The 19,066-nt window shown below is 40.8% G+C and carries 21 protein-coding genes; 6 read left to right on the forward strand and 15 right to left on the reverse strand.

The window, feature by feature from the left end; all coding sequences use genetic code 11:
• Positions 1-115 precede the first annotated feature (115 nt).
• The 7 genes from ACP7A0_RS03590 to ACP7A0_RS03620 all read right to left on the reverse strand — a co-directional run bounded on the left by ACP7A0_RS03590 (position 116) and on the right by ACP7A0_RS03620 (position 7,503).
• A complete protein-coding gene (locus ACP7A0_RS03590) occupies positions 116-904 on the reverse strand; it encodes a class I SAM-dependent methyltransferase (RefSeq protein ID WP_342689770.1) in 789 nt (262 codons plus the stop codon).
• Between the two features lie 66 nt (positions 905-970).
• Complete coding sequence (locus ACP7A0_RS03595; RefSeq protein WP_034660988.1) at positions 971-1,405, reverse strand: BrxA/BrxB family bacilliredoxin; 435 nt, start codon at positions 1,403-1,405, stop codon at positions 971-973.
• Between the two features lie 82 nt (positions 1,406-1,487).
• On the reverse strand, positions 1,488-3,164 hold the full coding sequence (ilvD, locus tag ACP7A0_RS03600; RefSeq protein WP_012010311.1) for a dihydroxy-acid dehydratase: 1,677 nt from the start codon (positions 3,162-3,164) through the stop codon (positions 1,488-1,490).
• A gap of 307 nt (positions 3,165-3,471) precedes the next feature.
• Complete coding sequence (locus ACP7A0_RS03605; protein ID WP_034660989.1) at positions 3,472-4,608, reverse strand: conserved virulence factor C family protein; 1,137 nt, start codon at positions 4,606-4,608, stop codon at positions 3,472-3,474.
• Positions 4,609-4,638: 30 nt separating this feature from the next.
• Positions 4,639-5,250, reverse strand: a complete 612-nt coding sequence (locus tag ACP7A0_RS03610; RefSeq protein ID WP_095285306.1) for an HD domain-containing protein — start codon at positions 5,248-5,250, stop codon at positions 4,639-4,641.
• A 13-nt stretch (positions 5,251-5,263) separates the two neighbouring features.
• Entirely contained in the window at positions 5,264-5,746 is a 483-nt protein-coding gene (locus ACP7A0_RS03615; RefSeq protein WP_034660991.1) for a glutathione peroxidase, read from the reverse strand.
• A gap of 74 nt (positions 5,747-5,820) precedes the next feature.
• Positions 5,821-7,503: a formate--tetrahydrofolate ligase gene (locus ACP7A0_RS03620; RefSeq protein ID WP_375565761.1), complete on the reverse strand. Its 1,683-nt coding sequence runs from the start codon at positions 7,501-7,503 to the stop codon at positions 5,821-5,823.
• A 138-nt stretch (positions 7,504-7,641) separates the two neighbouring features.
• On the opposite strand from ACP7A0_RS03620, the gene metA reads away from it, so the two are divergent.
• Both metA and ACP7A0_RS03630 read left to right on the forward strand, forming a co-directional pair.
• On the forward strand, positions 7,642-8,550 hold the full coding sequence (gene metA, locus ACP7A0_RS03625; protein WP_034660994.1) for a homoserine O-acetyltransferase MetA: 909 nt from the start codon (positions 7,642-7,644) through the stop codon (positions 8,548-8,550).
• A gap of 225 nt (positions 8,551-8,775) precedes the next feature.
• Complete coding sequence (locus tag ACP7A0_RS03630) at positions 8,776-9,927, forward strand: diglucosyl diacylglycerol synthase (RefSeq protein ID WP_375565764.1); 1,152 nt, start codon at positions 8,776-8,778, stop codon at positions 9,925-9,927.
• A 33-nt stretch (positions 9,928-9,960) separates the two neighbouring features.
• On the opposite strand, the gene ACP7A0_RS03635 is transcribed toward ACP7A0_RS03630, so the two are convergent.
• Positions 9,961-10,662, reverse strand: coding sequence for an AIM24 family protein (locus tag ACP7A0_RS03635; RefSeq protein WP_375565766.1), 702 nt, complete (start codon positions 10,660-10,662; stop codon positions 9,961-9,963).
• A 259-nt stretch (positions 10,663-10,921) separates the two neighbouring features.
• Here ACP7A0_RS03635 and cspD point away from each other — a divergent pair, with 259 nt between their 5' ends.
• Positions 10,922-11,122, forward strand: a complete 201-nt coding sequence (gene cspD, locus ACP7A0_RS03640; RefSeq protein WP_003215784.1) for a cold-shock protein CspD — start codon at positions 10,922-10,924, stop codon at positions 11,120-11,122.
• Between the two features lie 51 nt (positions 11,123-11,173).
• On the opposite strand, the gene ACP7A0_RS03645 is transcribed toward cspD, so the two are convergent.
• From ACP7A0_RS03645 to ACP7A0_RS03655, 3 genes are all read right to left on the reverse strand, one after another.
• Positions 11,174-11,356, reverse strand: coding sequence for a hypothetical protein (locus ACP7A0_RS03645; RefSeq protein WP_003215507.1), 183 nt, complete (start codon positions 11,354-11,356; stop codon positions 11,174-11,176).
• A 169-nt stretch (positions 11,357-11,525) separates the two neighbouring features.
• Positions 11,526-11,708 (reverse strand): zinc-finger domain-containing protein, encoded by a 183-nt coding sequence (locus ACP7A0_RS03650; RefSeq protein WP_003215998.1) that lies wholly within the window; start codon positions 11,706-11,708, stop codon positions 11,526-11,528.
• A 1-nt stretch (position 11,709) separates the two neighbouring features.
• Positions 11,710-12,381: a ribonuclease H family protein gene (locus ACP7A0_RS03655; RefSeq protein ID WP_106048303.1), complete on the reverse strand. Its 672-nt coding sequence runs from the start codon at positions 12,379-12,381 to the stop codon at positions 11,710-11,712.
• Positions 12,382-12,475: 94 nt separating this feature from the next.
• Here ACP7A0_RS03655 and ACP7A0_RS03660 point away from each other — a divergent pair, with 94 nt between their 5' ends.
• The 3 genes from ACP7A0_RS03660 to ACP7A0_RS03670 are packed head-to-tail and all read left to right on the forward strand — an operon-like array spanning position 12,476 to position 13,732.
• Complete coding sequence (locus tag ACP7A0_RS03660; RefSeq protein WP_060596706.1) at positions 12,476-13,165, forward strand: queuosine precursor transporter; 690 nt, start codon at positions 12,476-12,478, stop codon at positions 13,163-13,165.
• A 1-nt stretch (position 13,166) separates the two neighbouring features.
• A complete protein-coding gene (locus ACP7A0_RS03665) occupies positions 13,167-13,562 on the forward strand; it encodes a reverse transcriptase-like protein (RefSeq protein ID WP_034660999.1) in 396 nt (131 codons plus the stop codon).
• Between the two features lie 44 nt (positions 13,563-13,606).
• The gene (locus tag ACP7A0_RS03670; RefSeq protein ID WP_003215584.1) at positions 13,607-13,732 is read left to right on the forward strand and encodes a hypothetical protein; all 126 of its coding nucleotides are present in this window, start codon (positions 13,607-13,609) and stop codon (positions 13,730-13,732) included.
• A 16-nt stretch (positions 13,733-13,748) separates the two neighbouring features.
• Here the strand turns inward: ACP7A0_RS03670 and ACP7A0_RS03675 are convergent, their stop codons facing one another.
• The 4 genes from ACP7A0_RS03675 to fbpC form a co-directional block, all read right to left on the reverse strand.
• Positions 13,749-14,636, reverse strand: coding sequence for a 5'-3' exonuclease (locus tag ACP7A0_RS03675; RefSeq protein ID WP_060596707.1), 888 nt, complete (start codon positions 14,634-14,636; stop codon positions 13,749-13,751).
• Positions 14,637-14,911: 275 nt separating this feature from the next.
• Entirely contained in the window at positions 14,912-15,175 is a 264-nt protein-coding gene (locus ACP7A0_RS03680) for a YpbS family protein (protein ID WP_034661003.1), read from the reverse strand.
• Positions 15,176-15,216: 41 nt separating this feature from the next.
• Entirely contained in the window at positions 15,217-18,816 is a 3,600-nt protein-coding gene (locus tag ACP7A0_RS03685; protein WP_426004298.1) for a dynamin family protein, read from the reverse strand.
• A 133-nt stretch (positions 18,817-18,949) separates the two neighbouring features.
• Positions 18,950-19,057, reverse strand: a complete 108-nt coding sequence (gene fbpC, locus ACP7A0_RS03690; protein WP_340876177.1) for a Fur-regulated basic protein FbpC — start codon at positions 19,055-19,057, stop codon at positions 18,950-18,952.
• Between the last annotated feature and the right edge of the window lie 9 nt (positions 19,058-19,066).

The raw sequence follows: 19,066 nt of genomic DNA on the forward strand, positions 1-19,066 counted from the left end.
ACCTTTGAAGTCTAGGAAGGACGAGCACTGGAATGGAGCGAATTTGACATTCGTGAGTACCGGAGCGCAGGACTGACAACGAATGCAAGGGTTTGTCTACACGCTGTAAAAGCCCTTAGTGAGGGCTTTTTTCTTTCTCAATATAACCATAATGAAATTGGGCTGTTTTTCGTTTTATGACGTGAAATTGAAAGGATTCCGCTGTAAATCGTGTACTTTTCCAATGATCTTTTAAAACCACTCTTTTTCTTGCCACTCTTAACGCCTCTTGCACGGCTATTTCGTGATCAAAGTGGTGCTCTGCCGCATGACGCAGCGGCGCTATACTTGTAGATTCTTGAATCGTTTCCTCAAACATCGGATCAAAATAGACAATATCAAATGAACGGTCAGGACACTGCTTTAGCTGCTCGATACTGTCTCCACTGATCACAGATATCCGTTTCATCGCTTCATCTGCTTCTTCTATCCCTGTTTCCCATGTGTTCAGTCCTTCTCGCACTAGTAACGCCGTAATGGGATTCTTTTCTATACCGACGACCCTTCCATTCCTGCCTATCGCACAGCTTGCAGTAATAGCATCAGACCCTAAGCCAAGTGTGCAATCTAAAAGGGAATCTCCCGGCTTTAGCTGGGCTGCTTCGATTAAAGGATCCTTTTCTCCGCGCAAGAGCCGCTTCACCCTGAACATCGCTGAGCTTGGATGAAAAAAGAACTTTTCACCATTGGGCTGATACCATTCGAATCTTTCTTTCCCGACAACAAGTACATCTCCTCGTTTCATCGCAAGCTGCTTGACGGATTGTTTGCGTCTTTCTACATACTCACCATGTAAATCCTCTGCAAGAGCCTTCGCTGTTTCAATCGTTTGTTCATTTGCTCTAAAGCTTGTTGTAATGAGCATATTGTTCCTCCATCATGATCAAGAAAAAATGCCCTGATCTGATCACAGGGCATTTCAACACTTGTATTAGCAATGTTTTTCGAATGCAGTTAAGACATTTTTCATGATATCTTCCATTTCATGACCTTCAATTTCGTCACGCGGGATAAAATGAACGAGTTCATTTCCTTTTAAAAGGGCCATAGAAGGAGATGATGGCTCTTCACCCGTGAAGTATTCTCTCATTTTTGCCGTTGCTTCCCGATCCTGCCCAGCAAATACTGTGACGATTCTGTCTGGAGCTTTTTCTGCCTTCATCACAGCTTGAGTCGCTGCTGGGCGTGCTAATCCGGCAGCACATCCGCATACAGAATTAATGACAACAAATGTTGTTCCTTCAGCTTCTTGCATGGTTTGTTCTACTTCTTCTTCCGTCTTAAGTTCTTGAAATCCTGCACTTGTCAGCTCTTGGCGCATTGGCACAACGAGCTGGCGCATATATTCTTCATATGCCATTGACATAAAAAAGCCCCCTCTAAAAATCCTTATGTTGTGAATAAAGGATACTATAGAGAGAGCCAATTTTCAAATCTTCCATATCAGATTAAATTTTCATGATTCCGCCTGTATTGGCTGATGTCACAAGTTTTGAATATCTAGCAAGATAGCCAGTTTTCACTTTTGGCTCAAAGCCTTTCCAGTTTGCTTTTCTTTTTTCCCATTCTTCCTCTGGAACATCGACGCTTAAAATGCGTTGTTCAATATCAACCACGACATGGTCACCATTTTCAACAAAGGCGAGCGGGCCGCCTTCAGCTGCCTCTGGAGAGACGTGTCCAATGGACAAACCACGAGAAGCGCCGGAAAAACGTCCGTCAGTAATTAAAGCAACCTTTGGCCCAAGTCCCATGCCGACAATTTGTGAAGTTGGTGCAAGCATTTCTGGCATACCAGGTCCGCCTTTAGGTCCTTCATAGCGAATAATGACAACATGTCCTGCTTCTACTTTTCTATTAATGATGCCTTCAAGAGCTTCTTCTTGGGATTCAAATACGATCGCAGGTCCTTCGTGACGTGTGATCCCATCTTGTACCCCGCCCGTTTTAATGATGGCTCCATCTGGCGCAAGGTTTCCAAATAAAACGGCTAAGCCGCCCTTTTCAGTAAATGGCTTATCGATTGGATAAATGACGTTATAGTCTTTTACCTCATGTCCTGCAATGTTCTCACCAAGCGTTTTCGCTGTGACGGTCATTGTATCTAAATGAAGTGCGCCTTCTTTTTTGGACAATTCATTTAGCGCAGCTGTGACGCCGCCTGCTTCATGTAAATCCTCAATATAAACATCCGAAGCTGGAGCAAGTTTTGATAAATGAGGCACACGCTCAGCTACTTCATTGATACGTTCAAGTGAATATTCAACACCTGCTTCATTTGCGATCGCCAGTGTGTGAAGAACGGTATTGGTTGAACCACCAAGTGCCATATCTAATGCAAATGCGTTATCAATTGCTTTTTCAGTAACAATATCACGTGGTTTAATATCCTTTTTAATGAGCTCCATCAGTTGTTTTGCTGACTTTTTCGCAAATTCTCTTCGCTCTGGTGATGTAGCCAAAATCGTTCCATTTCCAGGAAGAGCAATTCCAAGCGCCTCTGCTAAACAGTTCATTGAGTTTGCTGTAAACATACCTGAACAAGAACCGCAGGTTGGACAGCCAAACTGTTCTAATTCATTTAATTCCTCTTCGTTAATTTTACCTGACTGGTATGCACCAACGCCTTCAAATACAGAAGAAAGAGAAATCTTTCTGCCATCACTTGTTCTACCCGCTTCCATCGGTCCACCGCTGACAAAGACAGTCGGAATATTGACACGCATCGCTGCCATCATCATCCCTGGTGTAATTTTATCGCAGTTAGGAATACAAACCATTCCATCAAACCAGTGAGCAGATACAACGGTTTCTACAGAGTCAGCAATGATTTCGCGGCTTGGTAATGAATATCTCATCCCGATATGACCCATCGCAATTCCATCATCGACCCCAATCGTATTGAATTCAAATGGGACCCCGCCAGCTTCACGAATGGCTTCTTTCACAATTTTCCCGAATTCCTGAAGATGGACATGTCCTGGGACAATATCAATATAGGAATTACATACGGCAATAAATGGCTTGCCGAAGTCCTCATCCTTTACCCCCGCCGCTCTTAGTAAGCTTCGGTGAGGTGCTCTGTCAATTCCTTGTTTAATCATATTACTGCGTAGTTCTGCCATCTGTTTAAAAAGCCTCCTATACTACAAGTCTTGTTGACTGCATGATTTTGAGTTGATTTTATTTTACAAATTTTCTGTTTATTTAGCCACCGATGAATGACTGATGACCCATATGTCTGCTGAAACTAGCGCTCAGCAAGGTTCGTGTCATAAAATCTGACCTCCAATATTCTATATTGGTACTACTATATAGAGTTTTTTCGCATATTTCAACAATATTCAAAATAATTTTTCTAAAAAAATTTTTCTGTCTATCACTTTAAGAAAAACAAGCTGCCTTTCATTGGCAGCTTGCTCATATTTCTCATCATTCTGATGCATTTTTTCTACTTTCTGTCATTTGCTTCCATACAGAGCCTTTCGCTTCTTCTCCGTGCTCAATGCGCTCAATCGCCATTTTCACTTGAAGGCTGACTTCAAATTCAGGGTCTTGCTCAGCTTCTTTTAATGCGTCAAGTGCTGTTTCGTCACCTTCTTCATAGAGGAACATAGCTGCACGCCAGCGGACAAGTTTACTCGGATCCTTTAATGCTTCGATCATTGCTTCCATAGCGCTAGGGTCACCAAGGTCTGAAATACAGTCTCCAGCGGTTCTGCGGACCGTCACAGTTTTGTCTTTAAGTCCCTTATATAATATAGGCAGTATAGCAGGATCTTCAATCATTCCAGCATTCACAACGGCTTGTCTGCGAATGGATGTTTTTGGGTCCTCCATCGCTTTCATTAAAACAGGTATATCCTTTTGCTCTGGCTGCATTTGCTCTAAATGGGCAAAACGCTTTTTCCAATCTTCCTCGCGCAGCATGTCTTCTGTTACATCATATGCCTTTCGGTTCACCTGTCTATCTACGGCTTCTTGCCCTTCTTTGACCGCCTCTGTTAAGCGGGCTAAACGCTCGTCATCATAGGCTGCTTGCAGCTCTTCTGTGACTTCCTGGCCGATATCAGCAAAGTCACCAAAACGAACGCCATGTTCTTTCCACACACGTTCAAATACGACATTGTCTGAACTGCTTCTGAGCTTTAAAATGGCTGCTTGGAAGCGTTCAGGCATTCCGAACCGCTCTTCTCTTTCACCGTCCGTTAATTTGACTTGCATCGGAATCCCATTAAACATTTGGACAAACACTTTGACTTCGCCAAATGTGTCACCGCCTGACTGCGGTCCTTCCTGAAGGCCTTCTGTTTCTTGACCAAAAGCTTCTCTCACCTGTTGTAAAATGCCCTGCCAGTCAAACTTTGCATTACGCTCGACCGCTAAGAAATCTGCGACATGATAAACACCTTTTACACCTTCAATGTTCAAAATGCGCTTGATCATCTCTGGCGCTTCGTCTTTTTGATCCTTTTTGTAGTTGTTGCTTTTACCGCCGGCAAGTGCTTCTGTCAAAATGACCTTCATGGTATTTGGACTTGGCGTCGGTTCTATCGCTGTTATTTTCATCTATACATCCTCCTTACACACATAAAGACCCTACTCATCTGTAAGGCCGCATTCTTCTTTCCACGTCTTGATAAATAAGCTCATCAATTCATGCCGCTCCTCAGCAAGCTGCTTTCCTGCAGAGGTGTTCATCAAGTCTTTTAATTTGAGCAATTTTTCTTCCATATGCTTTAGCACGGAGCCCTGCTGCATGTTCTTTGTATAGTGGGGCTCCCCTTTTGCGCCTGCATAAGTAAACACTCTTGCAATACCGCTTGCTCCTATCGCATCGAGTCTATCTGCGTCTTGAACAATGGCCCCTTCTAACGTCATAGGCCTATTCTGCTTATGTCGATGACGAAAAGACATCGTGGTAATGATATCCATGATATAACGAATATCCCGCGTATTAACTTCCCAAGAAAGGAGCTGATGCTCAAGTTGTTGCGGTGAAAGCTTCCATTCACTCGACAGCTTTTCATCAATGACATCATGAACAATCGCCGCCATTTCAATCATAAAAAGAGAGCCGCCTTCCTGATTAGCAATCTGGCGGGCAAGCTGGCGCACACGATCAATATGAGCCGCATCGTGTCCAGTCGGTTCATATTTCAGCTGATCTGAAACAAAGGAGGCAGCTGCCTCCAATTGTTTTTTCTGCATGACTGTGAGCACCTTATTTGTCCAAAAGAGCGATGATGGAGCTTTCTAATTCTTTTGGTGATGTTTTCGGAGAGAACCGCTCAGTGACTTCTCCGTTTTGATCCACGATAAATTTTGTGAAATTCCATTTCACTGTTTTCGTTCCAAGTACACCTTTTGCATGACTTGTTAAATGTTTGAAAAGCGGATGCGCATTGTCACCATTGACATCTACTTTCGCAAACATAGGGAAGGTTACGCCATAATTCAAAGAACAGAATTCCTGAATCGCTTCTTCCCCTTCTGGCTCCTGGTTCATAAATTGGTTGCACGGAAATCCTAAAATTTCAAGGCCCTTTTCATGATATTGATCATATAGCTCTTGCAATTGTTTGAATTGAGGAGTCAGTCCACATTTACTTGCTGTGTTGACAATAATGAGTACTTTTCCTTTGTAATCTGCCATTGATTGTTCCTGACCGTTAATGGTCTTGACCTGAATATCATAAATTGACATCTCATAGCCTCCTAGGATTCACTTTTTCCTATCGTAACATGCTTCTTTTATAAAATCGCTTTTTATGCCTCCTGTTAAAAGAGCCCTGTCACACTGCCGTCTTCTAATAAATCCATCTCGAGCGCCGCAGGTTTTTTAGGTAATCCAGGCATTGTCAGAATGCTTCCGGTTAAAGCAACAATAAAGCCTGCTCCTACAGATGGTTTTAACTCACGAATCGTAATGGTAAAGCCCTTAGGTCTCCCAATTAAAGCTGGATCATCCGAAAGTGAATATTGCGTTTTTGCCATACAAACCGGTAAATGACCCCAGTCGTTTTTCTCGATGGCTGCCAGTTGCTTTCTTGCTTTTGAAGTGAGTGTGACCCCGTCTGCTCCATAAACCACTTGGGCAACTTTAGATAACTTTTCTTCGATGGAATCATTTTCTTCATACAAATAGGAAAAGTGGTTCTTCTTCTTTTCAATAAGTGTCGCGAGTTCCTCGGCAAGTGCTGTCCCGCCTTCGCCTCCTTCTTCCCATACATTCACAGCTTTGACTGGATGGCCATGTGCGTGGCACCAATCTTCTATCGATTGAATCTCTTCTTTTGTATCAGTGATAAACCTGTTTACTGCGATGATGTATGGAAGACCGAAGGCTTGCACAGTTTCAATATGCTTTTCTAAATTATGTATACCTTCTAATACGGCATGTGCATTCTCTTCTTTGAGTTCAGTTTTCTTCATTCCGCCATGCATCTTTAATGCTCTGACAGTCGCCACAATGACAACTGCACCAGGCTTGAAATCACCAGCTCTTGTTTTAATGTGCAGGAACTTTTCTGCTCCAAGATCTGCTCCAAATCCAGCTTCTGTTACCACATAATCAGCTAATTTCGCCGCCATTTTGGTTGCAATTAAACTATTACATCCATGCGCAATATTGGCAAAAGGACCGCCATGTACTAGGGCCGGAGTTCCTTCAATCGTTTGAACAAGATTCGGTTTGAGCGCGTCTTTTAAAAGTAACGTAAGAACACCTTCATATCCAAGTGCTCCAACTGTGACTGGCTCGCCATCTTGATTATAGGCAACAACAATAGAAGAAAGACGTTTTTTTAAATCGGTTAAGTCTTCTGCTAAACAAAGGATGGCCATCATTTCGGAGGCAACTGTGATGTCAAATCCGTCTTCTCTAGGATACCCATTTAACTGACCGCCAAGTCCGACAACGACCTGTCTTAATGCACGATCGTTTAAATCAAGCACTCGCTTCCATACAATGCGGCGCGAGTCGATGCCGAGTTCATTTCCGTGATGGATATGGTTATCAATGAACGCAGATAAGGCATTATGTGCAGAAGTAATGGCATGAAAATCTCCTGTAAAATGAAGATTGATTTCTTCCATTGGCAGCACTTGTGAATATCCTCCACCCGCTGCACCGCCTTTTATGCCCATTGTAGGACCTAATGAAGGCTCGCGCATCGCAATGATTGCTTTTTTCCCAATTTTTTCGAAGGCTTGACCGAGGCCGACTGTTACGGTGGACTTCCCCTCACCTGCTGGCGTTGGATTGATCGATGTGACAAGAATCACATGTCCTTCTTTTTGTTCTTTTAAACGGTCAAAAATAGTCAAAGATATTTTCGCTTTTGTGAAACCATAGCATTCTAATTCTTCGTCATGTATTTGTAGCTTTGCTGCGATGTCTTGAATAGGTCTCAGCTTTGCCTTTTGGGCGATGTCAATATCTGATAAATGCTTTGTGATCATAAATAAACGGCCTCCTTTTTTTCCAGAAACAGCTTTGTTTTTGCTCTGTTTTTTATTGTAACATAATTGAAACATTGAAATATCGCCAGAAAGTTCCTATAATGAAATGAAATTAGCTTTGGTTCAGGGGGTGGCGAGTTGCCTATTAACATACCAGTTCATCTGCCGGCAAAACAAATACTAGAGAGCGAAAACATTTTCGTCATGGATGAGACAAGGGCATTCAAGCAAGATATCCGTCCTTTGAATATCGTGATCTTAAATTTAATGCCAAAAAAAATACAAACTGAAACGCAGCTGCTAAGAATGCTCGGAAATTCTCCTTTGCAAGTGTACTTTACGTTTTTGATTCCAAGTACGCATACACCGAAGAATACGTCGAGAGAGCATCTAGATGAATTTTATACGACCTTTGAATCGATTCGCCATAAAAAATTTGATGGAATGATCATCACCGGCGCACCAATTGAGCATTTAGCTTTTGAAGAAGTATCCTATTGGAAAGAGCTTCAGGACATCTTGGACTGGAGTAAAACCAATGTGACGTCTACCCTTCATATTTGCTGGGGTGCACAGGCAGGCCTATATCACCATTATGGGATTGAAAAAATCAAGCTTCCCGAGAAAAAATTTGGCGTATTTGAGCATCTTGTGAAAGAGAAAAAAGAAAGATTAGTCAGAGGTTTCGATGAAGTATACTATGTCCCACATTCGAGGCATACAGATATTAATACAGAACAATTAAAAAACACACCGAATTTGAAAGTATTGAGTATCTCTGAAGAAGCGGGTGTTTGTTTAATTGTTTCAGATGATGATAAACAAGTATTTTTAACTGGACATCCTGAATATGATACGGACACATTGAAGCAGGAATATGAAAGAGATTTGTTGAAGCATGATACAGTCCAAAAACCTGTCCACTATTTTATAGAAGATGGTGACACATTAGTCCCAGTGAATCGCTGGAAAGCCCATGCCACTTTATTGTTTATGAATTGGCTCAATTATTATGTTTATCAAGAAACACCATACGTTTGGGAATAAAATAGACTGTGGTCTGATGATAAATGGTCAAAATGTGTTAAAATACAAATGGCTCTGTCTTCCATTATCAATTTTCTCGTGTTTTTTAAAATTAGTTTAATTCTTTCGTAACGAATGATATGCTCTGGCTGTTTATATGTTATCTTTATGTATATGTAGACCTATGAGATTAATAGTTTTCGTACGAAGTTTTGTTGTTGTTGATTACATTTGAGGTGAATATTCTTGAATACCAATAAAAAAATATTAATCTTGACCGCAAATTATGGAAATGGACATATGCAGGTGGCTAAAACACTGTATGATGAATGCAAATCCCAAGGATTTGAACATGTTGTAGTTTCTAATTTGTATCAAGAATCAAATCCCATTGTGTCGGAAGTGACTCAATATTTATACTTGAAGAGCTTTTCCATTGGGAAACAATTTTATCGCTTGTTTTATTATGGTGTAGATAAAATTTACAATAAACGCAAATTTAACATTTATTTAAAAATGGGAAATAAGCGTCTTGATGAATTAATTCAATTACACAATCCGGATATCATTATTATTACATTCCCGATGATTGTTGTTCCAGAATACCGGAACAAAACGGGCAAAGTCATCCCGACATTTAATGTCATGACAGATTTCTGTCTTCATAAGATTTGGGTACATGAAAACATCGACCGATACTATGTTGCAACCGATTATGTGAAACAAAAATTAGTGGAAATCGGCACACATCCGAGCGATGTCAAAGTGACAGGCATTCCTATTAGACCACAATTTGAAGCAGACGTGCCAAAATCGAAGATTTATAAAAAATATGGATTATCATCAAACAAAAAAGTTCTTCTGATTATGGCCGGTGCTCATGGTGTACTGAAAAATGTCAAGGAATTATGTGAAGCGCTGCTTCTAGACAGTGAAGTACAAATTGTTGTTGTATGCGGAAAGAACGCAGCGCTGAAACAATCACTGAACGATCTTGAACAAGCACACCCAGATCAATTGAAGGCGCTTGGATATGTGGAACAAATTGATGAATTGTTCAGAGTAACAGATTGTATGATTACAAAACCAGGCGGCATTACTTTAACAGAAGCAACAGCAATCGGTGTCCCGGTCATTCTTTACAAGCCTGTCCCTGGACAAGAAAAGGAAAATGCTCTTTTCTTTGAAGATTATGGTGCGGCCATCGTCATCAACAGACATGAAGACATTTTAGAATCTGTGACCAACTTGCTGCAAGATGAAGAAAAGTTAGAAGCCATGAAACAAAACATTAAAAAACTGCACTTAAAGCATTCTTCTCAAACCATTTTGGAAGATATCGTTGAGCAATCAGATCTCATCACGAATAACAAAACGTATGCTCGTGCATTATCATAAAAAGGTGTCCGTCAATGACGGACACCTTTTTCTTTATCCTTGATTTCCATTTGTTGTGTACACTTCTTCAAACGGCTGCACGACAACAAAACCGCTTCCGCTAAATTTCATTTGAATAGACTCTCCGCTTCCTCTGCCAATAAAGGTTTTGAATGAAACATCTGTCACAAATTCAGTTTTTAAATCCCCTGACCATGCAACTGTCGCGTTCGGATCTGTATAGACAGAGTCACCCGACTGAACAATCAATGTGAGCGGCTCATAATGACTCGTAATCGCAACAAGGCCTGGTCCTTCTAATTTGACATTAAATAAACCGCCTGCAAGCATGCCCGACACTTTTTTCATCAATTTGATATCCCAGCGCACTGACGGTTCAAATGCGAGCAGATCATTCCCATTCACAAAAATGGAATCCCCTTGAGCCAAACGAAGAATTGAGATTTTTTTGCCTTGATCTGCCACATATAATTTCCCATCACCTGTTGCCTTCATGAGTGAAGTGCCTTCTCCTGACAGCATTTTTTTGAACATCTTTGAGACGCCATGTTCAAAAACGCCCTCGCGTTCAAACTTGATTTTGCCTCGGTACGAAACCATGGAACCTGTTTTTGCCCAAATGGTATCAGTCAAATTAATTTCTAAAAGTCTTGATGTTTCAAGTTCGAAGACCCCTTCTCCTTTATCTTCCTGCTGCGTATTCTGAACAAATTCTTCAAGTGTATAACGATTCATGATAGCACCTCTTCCTGTATTTTTTTTATATACGGACAAGGTGTGCATAAAGTTTCAGAAAATGGGGACGGTTTATCTTTTATTATTATTCGCCAAAAAAAATCAAACATTCTGCTCAAAATTTGGCTCTCACGCTTGACGCTTTACTTTTGATGGTGTATAGTGGAACCATCATTTAACAACTGCAAAGTCGTTAGGTGATGAAAATTTTTTTTAGTATGCCAAAAGGTATGCTACAGTACTAGGAGGAAAAAGCAATATGCAAAACGGTAAAGTAAAATGGTTCAATAATGAAAAAGGTTTCGGCTTCATTGAAGTTGAAGGCGGAGACGATGTATTCGTTCACTTCACAGCTATCGAAGGTGACGGCTACAAGTCTTTAGAAGAAGGACAAGAAGTTTCTTTTGAAATCGTTGAAGGTAATCGTGGACCTCAAGCTGCAAACGTAACAAAAATCTAATCAACTAAATCAATGATGTAAAGACAAAATAAAGAGAGGCCTATGCCTCTCTTATTTGATTTTCAGCTGAATTTCAATCGCTAAAATATTTTGCTTCAGTCGTTGTTCAATTTCAGAGATATCTTTTTCGAGAAAAGGTCTTCCCTTCTTTGCTACATCTACTAGTTGCTCTAGATCGCTGTACACCTCTTGAAATGTTCGATGTAATACCGTTTCGAACTCCTTATTATTCATACCGGCCTTCCCCTTTTCCTCTAATATCCGTCACTTAGTCAAAAAGTAACTCAACCAAAACTTTCTATAGTTATATCGGCTCATTTTTCAGAATATGTTCTTTTTTTACACATTCTATCCGTTTTTTTTCATGAACGGATGTTTGAGCAGGGAAAACCGGTGCGTCCGCTTACTTTTTGAGCAGCGTCTGTCCATATTCTTTTATTTTCTCTCCAACGGTGCATTGCTGTATACAAAAGGAATGGGCATATTTTTTGCCAAATTCTTTCCGAAAATGCTTCTTAATCAAACAATCTGAACAATACGTGTCTTGAAGATCGGTCAATTCTTGTACTGCTGTTTTTTTATCCACATTATTCAGCTCCGTCTGCTTCTAATTTCAATGTACTTTCGATTGGGACGTCTGCAAGAATCTGTCTTGCAAGCTGATCCGCTTCTGCATTTTGTTTCCGATCGATGACTTCATAGGTTGGCGTCAGCTTCAGCTCTTTTAAAGCCGCTTCAATTCGGTCAAGCCATTTGTTATGTACATCATCATAACAAGGCCATTCTCCTTTTAACTGATTCATGACAACAAGTGAATCTCCTCTAATCGTGACAGAATTTCTGCTTGCCCCTAGGTCTTTTAAAGCTTTTACTGCCTCAAATAAAGCCGCATACTCTGCTTCATTATTGGTGCTCCCTTGGAAAGGCTGATTTTTTCTCAATCGATAAGCGTCTTTTCCCAGCTTATAGTAGACGACAACTCCAAGACCAGAGTCGCCTGTTTCTTTATGAAAACTTGCATCAAAATAGACTTGAAGCTGATCAGGTTCAAGCTTTAGTTCTTCATTTAGCTTTTCAAGCTCTTTTATGGACCACATGGCCCCTTTTTCATCTTCAAATGACAGGAGTGACTGTGGTTCTTTTTTGTCGATATGTTTTGCTAAAATCAAGGCCTCATTTAGCTCCATCCAATCTTCTTGGAAAAAAGCAATGGACCCAATTGATTTCACTTTCATTGTGTAGTGTGCTCTTAATTTCATTGATCACATCGCCTTCCCGTGCTTTTAAGGTAAACATACGTTATGCTATAATCAAAAAGTTACATTTTACAATGAGAAAGGAAGTTCATGTCACTTGTTTAATGAAGGTATTTGGATCTTATTTGCGATCATTAATTTTATCATTGTTCTTCTATTTTATAAAGGATTTGGCAAGATGGGCCTTTTTGTCTGGATTGGCTTTGCGACGGCTGCCGCAAATTTACAAGTTGTCAAAACCGTTGAATTATTTGGCTTAACGGCAACACTTGGAAATATTTTGTACGGCAGTGTGTTCTTTGCAACGGACGTATTAAATGAAAAATATGGACAAAATGAAGCGAGAAAAGCTGTCTGGATTGGCTTTGCCACCCTTTTAACACTAACTGTTGTCATGCAGGAGGCTTTGCTTTTCCATCCCGCTCCATCTGATATCTCACAATCATCGCTGGAAACGATATTTGGCTTTATGCCAAGGGTTGCACTTGGCAGTCTCGCTGCTTATATGATCAGTCAAATGCTAGATGTTTATGTATATTCGTTTATTCGCCGGATATTTCCTTCCGATGGTGCGCTCTGGGTGCGCAACGCGGGAAGTACGATGATTAGCCAGCTTCTTGATACACTGATTTTCACGACCATTGCCTTTCTTGGCACGTACCCATTTCATGTATGGATTGAAATCTTCATCACGACATATGTCATTAAATTTATCGTAGCTGCGATTGCGACACCTTACGCGTATGCAGCGAAAAAAATGGTTCCGCTTGATGAAAGGGTGAAATAATGTGCCAGCTGAAATATACATTGATGGTGCAAGTGCAGGTAATCCAGGTCCCTCTGGCATCGGCATTTTCATTAAATATGATGGAAAGGCTGAATCCTTCTCCATTCCTCTTAGATCAATGAGCAATCACGAAGCAGAATTTTCCGCTCTGATCGAGGGGATGAAAATATGCGCGGAAAAAGGATTGCGTACCGTTTCATTTCGAACAGATTCACAAGTAGTTGACCGCGCAGCCAATGCAGGATTTGCTAAAAATCCAGCCTTTCAGCATTTTATCAAAGAGATGATCGAACTTCAAAGCCAGTTTGATTTATTTTTCATTAAATGGATTCCGAGTAAGGAAAATCAAATAGCGGATCAGCTCGCTAGAAAAGCGATTCACCTTTCTAAAGGATGAATCGCTTTTTTTCGGTTATGCTAATGTGTGTGAGGTGATACTGATTGGATAAAGAAAATAAAGGTCGTGTCACAAATGGGACAACCCCACAAGGTGATGCGCAAACAAAAGATAAACAGCCACTATCTCAGCTGGAAAATAGAGCGAAGAAAAGCAATACAAAAAGATGAACCTGAGAGATCGGCTTTAGCTGATCTCTATTTTACTTAAACGATTCATCATCGGTTCGATTCCTTTGATTTGATGGTACCTCAGCATAGCAGCAGCACGTTCTTGATTGATGTTCATTTTCGTCTCATCAATTGGACAGCTGAGCGGGACATCACATTTGATCTCTGCCAATAGACGAGAAAGCTTCAGATCTTCTAATCCTGCTTGCATTTTCTTTTGCTGTGCAGCCGTTAGTTCATGGACATTTTCTAGCAAACCGTCAATCGTTTCATATGTTTGGATAAATTTTAATGCGGTTTTTTCTCCGATTCCTTTGACACCTGGATAATTATCACTTGCATCACCCATGAGTGCTTTCATATCGATCAGCGCCTTTGGAGAGATTCCCATTTCCTCTTCGAATAAGGCTTTTGTATAATGTTTATAATTGCCAATTCCTTTTTGCATCAAGGCAACAGTGACTTGTTCATTCAAAATTTGCAGCAAATCTTTGTCTCCAGTTAGGACAGTCACCCGTGCTTCTTTTTGGTAGAGCGCAGCAAGAGTACCGATACAATCATCTGCTTCAAAGCCCTTTAAACCAATGTTTACAATTCCCAGTTCTTCTGTAGCTTCTTTTGCTAAATCGAATTGCGGAATGAGCTCGACAGGCGCCTCTCCTCGATTTGCTTTATAATCTTGAAACAATTCGTTTCGGTATGTTTGGCTTCCCATATCCCAGCAGCAAACAATATGAGTTGGCTCAAATGTCTGTACAGCCGTTAATAAGTGCTTTAAATAGCCATTGACTCCATTTGTCGGCACACCGTGATCATTTATCATAAAATTGCGATGTACAGCCGTTGCATAAAACGATCTGAACAAAAGCGCCATTCCATCTACAAGCAGTACGTGTTTATTCATTCTTATAAACTCCCTTTTTCAAAACAATACTCCTATTCTATCACAGAACACAAAACTCGACATAAAAAAGGCGCCTTCTTCTTTTAGAAAAGAAGAGGCACCCTGTTTACTTTTGACCGTATTGCATTTTTTTCGACTCTGCTTCTGCATAGGACGGCATGTCTTTTTGTTTAGGGTCACGCTCATCCTGCTGCTTTGTCTGTTGCTTTTTTTTCATGATCATTCCCCTTTCTCGGTACATTCATTAAGATGACCAAAAAAGAGAAAGTTACTCTTTACTTCTGTTTCCGCTTGACATACTCCCTGACCATATCATTCGTCACATGCTTACGCAGCGGAACAATACCGCCTCGTGCAAGCTCATTCATCTTCGACGTAATGGCATTGATGTCGTCTGTTGTAAATGGCTCGTTTTGCTCACATTTGAATACAGCAGTCTCTATTGCTTGTTCTCTTTTCTGTTCAAGCTCAAGAAAGGACTGAATATGAGCATGCTGCTTTTGTGAGTGAGCGGAAATCTCTTCGTGTACGCTCGTCATTTTCTATCAACTGCTTTCTTTTTTATTTAGTCTACCATGAATCAAATGGTTTTCAACTGGTTCTTCCATTCGTTTGTTTGTTCATATACTTGTTCAATTACCGCCTGTTCTTTGGCATCTGTCGTTAGGCTCGTGATAAATGTTTGTTTTTGTTCACTTAGCTGCTCGAGCGCTTCTGTTTCATATCTTTCAGTAAAGGTCTTCACCATTGTGTCGTACCTGCTCAGTAATTCTTCTTTTTCTTTATCTGCCCATTTCGTGGTTAACTGATGAAGAATATCTCGAATCGCTTCAATGAACGCAGCCTTTCCATTCTGTTCAAAGAAAACTTTCGCTGATTTTTGCTTCTTTAAGAGCGGTTCGAATGGTGTCAGTTCAGATTCGACTTCAATTTGTTTCAGCTCAGCATTTTTCTCTTCTGGCGGCGACAGTGAGAGAGAAAAGTAAGGGTCTTCTGCACATGCCGCCTGCAATCCTTTTTCCCATTCCTCTTGGAAGTATTGATGAATAAACGATTCCATTCGGATATCAAGCGCCTTTAACTCCTGTACAAATTCAAATTCATAATCCTTCAGTGCCTGTTCAAGCGCTTTTTTCAACTGCTGCCTGAAGTCTCCTTGAGATATTCCAGGGTAAAAGGCTGTCTTTAACAGATCATTCGCAAATAGTGATAGGCGCTGGACAATATGATAGAGCTGTTCATGTAAGTCCTTTTTCACACTTTCTGTCACTAGCTTAGATTGTTTGATATGACTCATTTGATCAAGAATCGCTTCATAGGATGTGTCTATCTTTTTCTTTTCCGCTTGCTTCTCATCTTCTGACTGATGCAGTGTCGCATGCAGCTTGTCGACTGTGCTACATAACCTGCCGGCTTCAAAATACAAAAGCTCGATCGCATCTTTCGTTAATTCTTCCTCAATAAAATAGTCGAGCTGTTTTCTAAGCTTTGCATATTGATTATAAGCTGTCTCTCCCTTTCCTTCGATTTCTTCCTTACTGGACACATGATGAAGGTTTGGGTTTCGGATGCCTTCTTTTGTGAGCTCATTATTCACATAGTCAAAGACGGTGTCAAGCTCTGCTTGATCCTTTGCGAGGTCAGCTGCATTGATAATAAAGAACATTTTATCCATGCTAAATGAATCTTTTACAAGCCCAAGCTTACGTAAAAATGACCGATCTGCCTTCGAGAAAGAGTGCTGGTAGTAAGTTAAATAAAGAAGAGCATCTGCGTCCTTCATATATTGATAGGCAATCTCTGTATGGCGCTTATTCATACTGCTGGCGCCTGGCGTATCAACAATAGTCAGCCCTTTATCTGTTAAAGGTGTACTCAAATACACCGTCACTTCCTTCACCACACAAGAAACAGCTTCTTCCGCCACATATGGCCTCAGTTCTTGAAGAGTGACATGAAGCGGCGTTTGCTTCGTAATGTGATGAAGGAAACGTGTATGCGCTTGTAAAAAATGTTCAACAATGATGCGGTGATCTTGTTCAAGCTGTCTTTTTTTCAGCGTTCGTTCGAGCTTGGATGTAAACGTCTCTCCCTTTTCTTCTGAGATCGAAAATCCGAGGATCTGATTGAGCTCCTCTAATATATCCTGTTCTGTTTTGAACACCACTTTTACACTTTCATGCGGGTGATCTTCCGTCGGCCGCGTCAGCTTATTAATCGTTGCCGTTGTTGGCGTGGGAGAGGATGGCAGTACCTTTCTCCCAACAAGGGCATTTGCAAAGGAAGATTTCCCCGAACTAAAAGCCCCAAATAAAGCGAGTGTGAATTCTTTCGCTTGCAGCCGCTTTGTTCGTTTTTCAAAGGACTTTCTTTGAGATTTGAGAGCGTCTAATGGCAATAAAATCTGAGAAAGCTGTTCAAACTGGTCAATTGACTGTGCCGTCGTGACATGCTGTGACTGACGCATTTGATGTTGCTCTGTCTGCTTCTGCGGTTTTTCTTGCTCGCTCTCTTCGGGATGAATGGGCGCGTGATCCTGCTTTAGCTGGTCATGCTGCATCCGCCTCTTTTTCGCATAAAACCAATCTTCTTCGATCTGTTCATCCGTTCCGTTTTGCCATATATCCCATACATGTTGAATATCACGCTTCATTTGTTCATTTTTTCCGATGCACTGCTCAAGCGTTTGGAGTTCTTTTGCAGACTGGTCCCATTTTTCTTGATGTTTTGCTTTATCTTTCATAAGCTGGGCTTTCAGCGACTCAGACATTTGTTCAATCAGTGTCATCGCTTTCTGTTTTGCCTGTCTTCTCAAGGCTTCGCCAGCATCTTTTGCATATTGTAGTACGTATTCATTGGAGAACGTCGCACCATGATGAATCACACTTTCAAGGAGTGCTTCTTGCACAGGTGTTTCAAATGCCATCACTTGATTTAATAACTCTTCACCAAGCTGATGCTTCTTGACTTCTTTTTTAAGCAGCTCAGCAATATGCCAGTCCACTTCAGCTTTCATCCTCGCTTTGACATCTGTTAAGAAGTCGGTTGCCCGTTTTTCTTTTTCTTGCTCAGTTTTATTTTTAGCAAAAAGCAGTCCCACTTTAAAGCCAGGTGCTTTTGATTCAATATAGTCGCTTGCGAGTTCCCTCATTTTAAATGGAGTGAGGTTGGCATTCTTTAAAATGCTCTCGACTTCAGAAGATACTTCATCTTCTAACTGTTTGGCTCCATTTTCAATGAAGTAGTTTTTCGCTTCAAACTCCTTTACTTCTTTTCTTTTTTCTTGGAGCTGTGAATCAAGCTCTTCACCTTGCAGCTCTTCTTTTAACGAGTCAATGTGTTCTTTTAAGACATGCTCAATTTTCTGCTCCGTATAAGCCCGAAGTGATGCTTTCGGCAACGTCTGTAATTCTTGTAGTTTTTCGATTAAACGAATCATGTCATTTCTTGGGTGCGTCTCATCGGTTACAGATGTAAAGTATAGATGATCTTCTTCAATGCCCTCTTTAAGGAGCATGTCTACCACTTGATTTTTGTAGTCTTCAAATGCTGTCTCATGCTCATCATGCCGGTCCACTTGATTCACGATGAAATAAAGATTTGGCACTTTCTCTTTAATGGAGCGAATGAAACGAATGTTTTCTTCAGAATGAACATGGTTGTAGTGAACAACATAAAAAAGAGCATCTGCTTGATGAAGAATAGAGGCAGCAGACAAAAAGTGTGCATGATCCGTTGAATCAATTCCTGGCGTATCAATCAGTGCCACCTTTTCTTCCAGTCCTCTATAGTCACCGCTAATTTCCACCATCTCAATCTGTTCTCCATCCTTACAAAAACGCTGTACTGCTTCTTTATCATAAGAACCGCTCATTTTTGCAAAACGGTCATCAGAGGTGTGAAGCTGCACTTCACTTTCCCCTTTCCTCACGACGACCAAGTTTGCACTTGTTGGGATTGGGCTCGTTGGCAAAATGTGATCATGAAGCAGATGATTCACAAGTGATGACTTTCCAGCAGAATAGTGGCCGGTAAATGCGATATACACTTCTTCTTCTGCTTCCTTTTTGATAATCGATGCAAGTTTGGCTGCGCGCTCATGATCATCCCTTTTGAGAAAGCTTTGATATAAAGCTCCTGTAGTTTGAACGAGCGAATCTCGAATAGACAAGTCTTTCATGACGATAAACCCCTTTGTTTTTAGAAAAGTCAGTTATGTATGTGATACCATTTTACACAAAATAAAGAGATTTTTCTTCTGATCTGAGGAAATAAAAAAAATCTGCTGCCCGATCAGTCGCAATTGACTGAGATCAGGAAGCAGATTTTTTGGAGACACCTTTTAATACGAAGCCAATTAATAGGCTGTATACACACACCGTACCGAGTAAGAAAATCATTGTCATGTAATCACCGTCCATCCTTCATGA

It is taken from the genome of Bacillus sp. DWP3-1, from assembly GCF_049896565.1.
GTDB lineage: Bacteria > Bacillota > Bacilli > Bacillales > Bacillaceae > Bacillus.